This window comes from Scytonema hankhaensis NUACC26 (genome assembly GCF_045865695.1).
GTDB lineage: Bacteria > Cyanobacteriota > Cyanobacteriia > Cyanobacteriales > Nostocaceae > Scytonema.
Genome location: NZ_BAACAP010000194.1, coordinates 62,057 through 68,569, shown reverse-complemented (window position 1 = coordinate 68,569; position 6,513 = coordinate 62,057). Strand labels below are relative to the sequence as shown.

The 6,513-nt window shown below is 41.3% G+C and carries 4 protein-coding genes; all 4 read left to right on the top strand.

Annotated elements, in window-relative coordinates; genetic code table 11:
• Positions 1-199: hypothetical protein (locus ACKTT2_RS20975; RefSeq protein ID WP_407890381.1), on the top strand; the 199-nt coding region annotated here is incomplete at its 5' end.
• 949 nt (positions 200-1,148) lie between these two features.
• Positions 1,149-2,072 (top strand): DUF4007 family protein, encoded by a 924-nt coding sequence (locus tag ACKTT2_RS20970; RefSeq protein WP_407890380.1) that lies wholly within the window; start codon positions 1,149-1,151, stop codon positions 2,070-2,072.
• Between the two features lie 16 nt (positions 2,073-2,088).
• Complete coding sequence (locus ACKTT2_RS20965; RefSeq protein ID WP_407890379.1) at positions 2,089-5,607, top strand: hypothetical protein; 3,519 nt, start codon at positions 2,089-2,091, stop codon at positions 5,605-5,607.
• Between the two features lie 22 nt (positions 5,608-5,629).
• The gene (locus ACKTT2_RS20960; RefSeq protein ID WP_407890378.1) at positions 5,630-6,427 is read left to right on the top strand and encodes a phosphoadenosine phosphosulfate reductase family protein; all 798 of its coding nucleotides are present in this window, start codon (positions 5,630-5,632) and stop codon (positions 6,425-6,427) included.
• Positions 6,428-6,513 lie beyond the last annotated feature (86 nt).

Here is a 6,513-nt window from a genome sequence, read left to right as displayed (position 1 = left end):
GTGGATGTGCGGCGTACTCAAGTGGCATAGGGCGGTAGACCGCTATAAGGAATTTGAATTACGGAATAACTCGACAGAAAAGCGGTTACTCCAAGGTCTCACAGGGTTAGGCACTGGCGCGACCCAAATAAGACCAAGTGTCGGTCAGGAAACAATTCAAACCAATGTTCGGCCAGTGGTGCAGAACTTAAGGTACTAAAGCTTGAGACAATTTTTCCACGACACAAAGAACGCATATTTAGGCACATTTACGGTATCTGGATTAAGGCAATAACACAATAAGGCAATATCATTGGCTTTACTATACCAAAAACGGTTTAGAACCTAACTTTCTAAAATTGCCAAAAACTCGTAGGGGTGCAAGGTCTTGCGCCCCTACAAATGCTATCAAACTATTCCGAAAAAGAACAGTTATTAGTCGTTTACAGTATAAAATAAAATGTATTTGTTCGGAAAGCACCTTCCAATTCTTTGCTACCTCTACTTATTGAGCGGATACAAAATTTCATAATTTGGTTCTAGTCAAAATTCCTCATGGGGAAACTGTAGAATATAAACAACAGTGGAATATTCTCAAATATCTAAGTGATTTTACTGAAGATTATAATTGTTGCAAAAACAACAATTATAATGCTATGCTGAGTGCAGTCATTTATCAGAAATAGTCGAGCTTTTAACTTACAACCTAAGCATCCCTTCACTGGAAAAGTGGTTCTTCTGCTACAGTTTTCCTGTTACTGAAAGTAAAGGGTGAGCAGTATGTAGTACCAAAACAAGAAAGTCAAAAAATTGTGACAAAAGCTTGCCAACGACTCTACATTATGAACGGCTGAGTGCGTTCGCCCAGCCGCGCAAGCCGTACCCGGCTTATCGCGACTAACGACACTGTGTTTCAAGCAATCGTGCTCATTTAAGTTGGGTGCTTCAATCGCCATTAGTTCAGTTATACTAAGGAGCTTAGACTTATTATTGAAGCTGGGTTGCTTTAAGTTGGTTTACGCTGTTGTCTTCAGAAGCTAAAATTGCTGGTTGATTGAGAACTGCTGTAAGCCAAATTGTTTAACGCTTTACTGTAACCCGATTGGACTTTGAACAAAAGTTAGAGATATCATACTTTTGCCATAGGATTTGTTAATTTATATGAACTCATGGGAACACAAATTAACCTAGACTTAGATGTTGATATTCAACCAGTCGTTGACGTTAATCCCGTTTTTGCCCGCCACGAAACCTTTCACCCTCGGTTTGGTTGGATAAAAAAGGGTTTTGATGGTGCTGTGAAAGATTCTGGTATATTTTTGCGGGAAGATGCTCCCGTGCGGTTGGGGGTAGGAAAAAACATGGTGAGTTCTATTCGTTACTGGTGTAATGCGTTTAAAGTACTGGAAGAAGATCGCCCATCTGATTTTGGCGATCGCCTTCTAAGCGATGATGGTTGGGACCCGTTTCTTGAAGATCCAGCATCGCTATGGCTTTTGCATTGGTATTTACTGAAGCCACCATGTAATGCGGCTGCATGGTATTTTGCGTTTAACCTTTTCCGAAGCACGGAATTTTCACAGGACGAATTCCTGAATGGATTGTGTGGCTATAGGGATAATGTTTCTTCTCGCATTGTTGAATCTTCCTTAAAAAAGGATGTTAGCTGTATTTTAAGGATGTATGTAGAACAAGGAACTTCTAAAACTGGTGTTAGTGAGGATAGCTTGGATTGTCCCTTCACTGAACTGGGAATTATTCATACAGCTGGGGACTCCAGACACTATACTTTCCGAATTGGTGGAAAAGGGAATTTACCTGCTGAAATAATCGTTTCCGCTTGTCTGGAATACGCGAGTTGGGTGGGGCGAGAACAAAGAACTATCTCTATATCCCGTCTCATGTACGAAATTGGTAGCCCTGGAATGACGTTTAAGCTTTCGGAAAGTGCAGTCTGTGATGCGATCGAAGAGGTAGCAAGGAATTTAAACTCAATTGCACTTTCTGAATCTGCGGGCTTAATTCAATTTTCATATAAAGAAAAGCCAGATGTGCTTGCAGAAAAGATTTTAGACGAATACTACAGAGGTTAGGTTGGTGGAACAAAAAATGAACAAATTCTTATCTGAATATTTCGATCTTCGGCGGCGTTATTCTCGTTCCATCAACATTGAGCGGGATTTTGATAACCTTGATACTTTGGTGGGCTACATACTTACTGAAAGAACAGTTGATGCAACAAGACGTATATTAGCGGGATTTACTGGAACCTCTAACCATCGTGCTTGGACGCTGACGAGCGTATATGGTACGGGGAAATCTGCCTTTGCTCATTTTTTAGCATCTCTATGCGCTCCAGAAACAAATGAAGTACGTGATGCGGCTTTAGGACTGGCATCCTTAACATTCGGTTCTCGCAGTTCTGAATACGAAGTCCTTTCAGAAAGAATACCGAAACAGGGCTTGTTCCGGGCTATAGCTACAGCACAAAGAGAACCAATAAGCAACACAATTGTTCGTGCCTTGGAACGAGGAGCCGAAGCTTTTTGGTCACCACAAAAAAGGGGTAAACTTAGCGTAGCTCGAAAACTGGTAGACCTTAGCACACAAATTGTAGAGGGAGAAAAGGTAGACAGTCGGGAAATTCCGACTCTGGTAAAAGAAGTGGCTTTAGCTGCTGAAACAGATATTTTGCTGATAATTGATGAATTAGGGAAAAATTTAGAATTTACCGTTCAAAACCAAGGTGCTGAAGATTTGTATCTGCTACAGCAACTCGCTGAACTTTCAAATGACAAGGGTTATAAAGTATATGTAGTAGGTGTGCTGCACCAAGCCTTCGCAGACTATAGCGAAAGATTAGCGACCGTACAGCGTAATGAATGGGCGAAGATTCAGGGCAGATTTGAAGACGTTCCCTTTCAAGACTCGGCAGCACAAATGATGCGGTTAATTTGTCAAGCAATTGACCGTTCGGGTGCAGAAGAGTTGCGGGGTACAGTCCAAAATCAAGCAGTTGAATGGTTTGATAGTTTGCCAAGCGATCTAAAAGCTGATTATACTCCAGCTTTGCTGTTTGATACTTATCCTTTGCATCCCATCACAGCACTGGTGTTACCCACGTTATGCACTCGATACGCTCAACACGATCGCTCATTATTTACATTTCTCACGAGTGCTGAACCATATTCTTTTAAAAATTTTCTGAAGGAAACAAAAGTTGAGGGGGATGTTTTACCAACGCTCAAGCTGGATCGAGTCTACGATTATTTTATTGAAGCAGTTGGTACGGGTTTTGCTTCTCGACCAAATCTTCAGCGTTGGGTAGAAATTCAGAATTTGATTGCTGATGTGAGTAAACGTTCGGATTCTGATGATAGTTTACGGGTTTTGAAGACGATTGGTATTCTCAATCTCGTCACGACGACTGGTTCTATGAGGGCAACTCGCAACTTGGTTACATTAGCAATGTGTGACGATCCTTCCGATCGTGCCAAAAACTATTGGGAAAAAGTCATTGAGAATCTCCAGCAAAAAAGTATCATTACTTATCGTCGGCAAATAGATGAGCTCAGAATTTGGCAGGGATCGGACTTTAATGTTGATACGGAACTCACCACGACTAAAAATAGCGATCGCTCGTCTTTAGTTAATCTTCTTTCTAACATCCGTCCCCTTTCACCAGTAGTTGCTCAGCGTCATAGCTATAAAACAGGTACAATCCGTTACTTTGAACGTCGCTACATAGACAGTTCGGAGGATTTAAAGGAATTGGAATGTTCCAGCAAAGATTGTGACGGTTTGATTGGTTACTGGATGGATGACGCTGAACCAACTCATGTACCTGCGACTACAGCTGATGGTAAACCACTCATTATACTGTGTGCAGCTAAGTTAGATATATTGCGAATTCGAGCGAGAGAATTTGCTGCATTAAAGAAGATTCAAACAAACGCCCCTGAGTTGCAAACTGATGGCGTAGCGAGATTAGAAGTTCGCTATCGTTTGATACAAGCCGAACAATTGTTGGATGAAACCCTTTCCCAAGCATTTGATATTAGGGAAAATCACAACTTGTGCTGGATTCAAGGCAAACAAGAAGCGATCGGTCACATTACTGATTTCAATGCCAAACTTTCAGATGTCTGCGCTCAAGTATACGATCGGGGTCTGATTCTTTGGAACGAACTGATTAATCGCCGTGAAGTCACTTCCCAAGGCGCAAAGGCAAGACGGGAACTGATTGAGGCAATGCTTGAACGTTCGGAACAGGAAAGGCTGGGGTTGCAAGGGTATGGACCAGAAGTCAGTATGTATTATTCTGTACTTGCTGAAACAGAAATCCACCGAAAGGAAAACGGTGAATGGGGATTTTACCCACCAAACAAGCGATCGGGTGTTTGGACTGTTTGGGAGGCAATAGATGATTTTTGTTTGCAAGCTACAGATAAGCCAGAGACGTTAGATAACCTCTATAAACTCTTTGAAGCACCTCCTTACGGTGTTAAAGGTGGAGTTATTCCAGTATTACTCGCAGCAGTTTTGTTGTACCACGTAGATGATGTTGGTGTTTATAAAGATGGTACGTTTATCCCCGTTTTGGGAGGAGAGCATTTTGAGTTACTAGTGAAAGATCCTTCTCGGTTCTCTGTGAAGTACTTTGAAGTGGTGGGATTGCGATCGCAAGTCTTTAAAGAACTCGAAGCGATTTTACGCAAAAAAGATGCAGCGGTGTCCTCCAAAATAAGAAACACTACCTTATTGATGGTGGTGAAGCCTTTATTTCAATTTGTTAAGAAATTATCAGCTTACACCCTTAAAACCAAGCGTTTAAGTAAAGAAGCACTAGCTGTGTTGCAAACGTTACAGCAGGCACAGGAACCTGATGTACTGCTATTTACTGCTTTACCACAAGCTTGTGGCTTACGTCCCATTGTTGCGAGTCAAGAAGATGATGGTACAGTAGCAAAAACACTGCGAAAAAAACTTGTTTCAGCACTGCATGAAATTCAAACTGCATACGATCGCTTACTCAGTGATTGTCAAGCCCTTCTTTACAACGCTTTTTCCGTGCGTAGCAATGAGGAGAAACTGAGAGAAGATTTGCGTGTAAGAGCCAGTTACTTGACAGGTCAAGTGATAGAACGCCGTTTAAAGAGTTTCGCTATGGCGGCGGCGGATGAAACAGCAACCGACTTTGAATGGCTAGAGTCAATAGTGATGATTATTGCTGATAAACCCGCCATTTCTTGGACAGATGAAGATGTAACAAATTTTGAAATTAAGCTGTCAGAAATTGCAAGACGGTTCAAAAACCTTGAGGCATTACAGAAAGATGCTCAAACTCGAAACAATGAGGGATTTGAAGCACGTAAAATTACAGTAACTCGTCCTGATGGGCAAGAAACTCATTCTTTGGTTTGGTTTGACCACGAGAACCAAGAGCAAATTGATAATGTAGTAGATGAATTGTGGAAAATTATTAATAAATTTGATAACCCGCAATTTCACCAAGCTGTTGTAGCCAAATTGACTGAACGTGTGTTAGGCTCAACAAGAACCGATAACCTTTCTCCAAGGAGAGATAAACTTAATAGTGACCAATTAAAAGTAAACAGCGATCGTTGACCAGGGCAAGAGCAAGAAGAGTATGGATAAGAAAAAAAGACGTATCTTAGGTCTATCCGGAGGCAAAGACAGCACTGCCTTAGCTGTTTTGCTACATAAGGAATATCCAGATATAGAGTATTTCTTTTGCGACACGCACAAGGAACTAGATGAAACCTACGAGTATCTAGACCGTATCAAAGCTAGATTGGGAATAAAAATTGAATACCTCAGCGCTGAGCGTGGGTTTGACCACTGGCTTGATATTTATGGCGGATTTTTGCCTTCCCCTAAAATGCGCTGGTGTACCAAAAAAATGAAAATAGAGCCTCTAGAAAAGTTTGTAGGTGATGATGAGGCTATCAGCTACATTGGCATTCGGGCTGACGAAAATCGGGAGGGTTATATCTCTACCAAACCTAATATCAAACCTGTCTTTCCTTTTAAAGAACGAGGACTTGTAAAAGCAGATATTATTGGTTTGCTTGAAGAAAGCGGAATAGGAATGCCAGATTACTACCGTTGGCGCAGTCGGTCTGGTTGTTTCTTCTGCTTTTTTCAACGGAAGTATGAATGGGTAAAGTTGGCAGAAGAGCATCCAGACTTATTCGCTGAAGCTGTGAAATACGAACAGGAACACAAAGACGGTAGGAGTTACACATGGACTGAAGGAGAAACGTTATTAGAACTCCTCAAAAGAAAAGAAGAAATTATTATTGAGCATGAGAAGGCAATGGCTAGGGAGAAAATACTTGCTCCTAGTAGATCGTTAGCAGAGGCGCTAGATTCTGTGCTTAATGAGGAAGAAGATGAACAGCCTTGCTTTGCTTGTCATTTGTGATTTTTTTCATTAGCTAACTCATCTGTTATTCAACCTTCTAATTCTCTCTATACTTTGGATGAAACTACAAGTAATCAATTACGAGA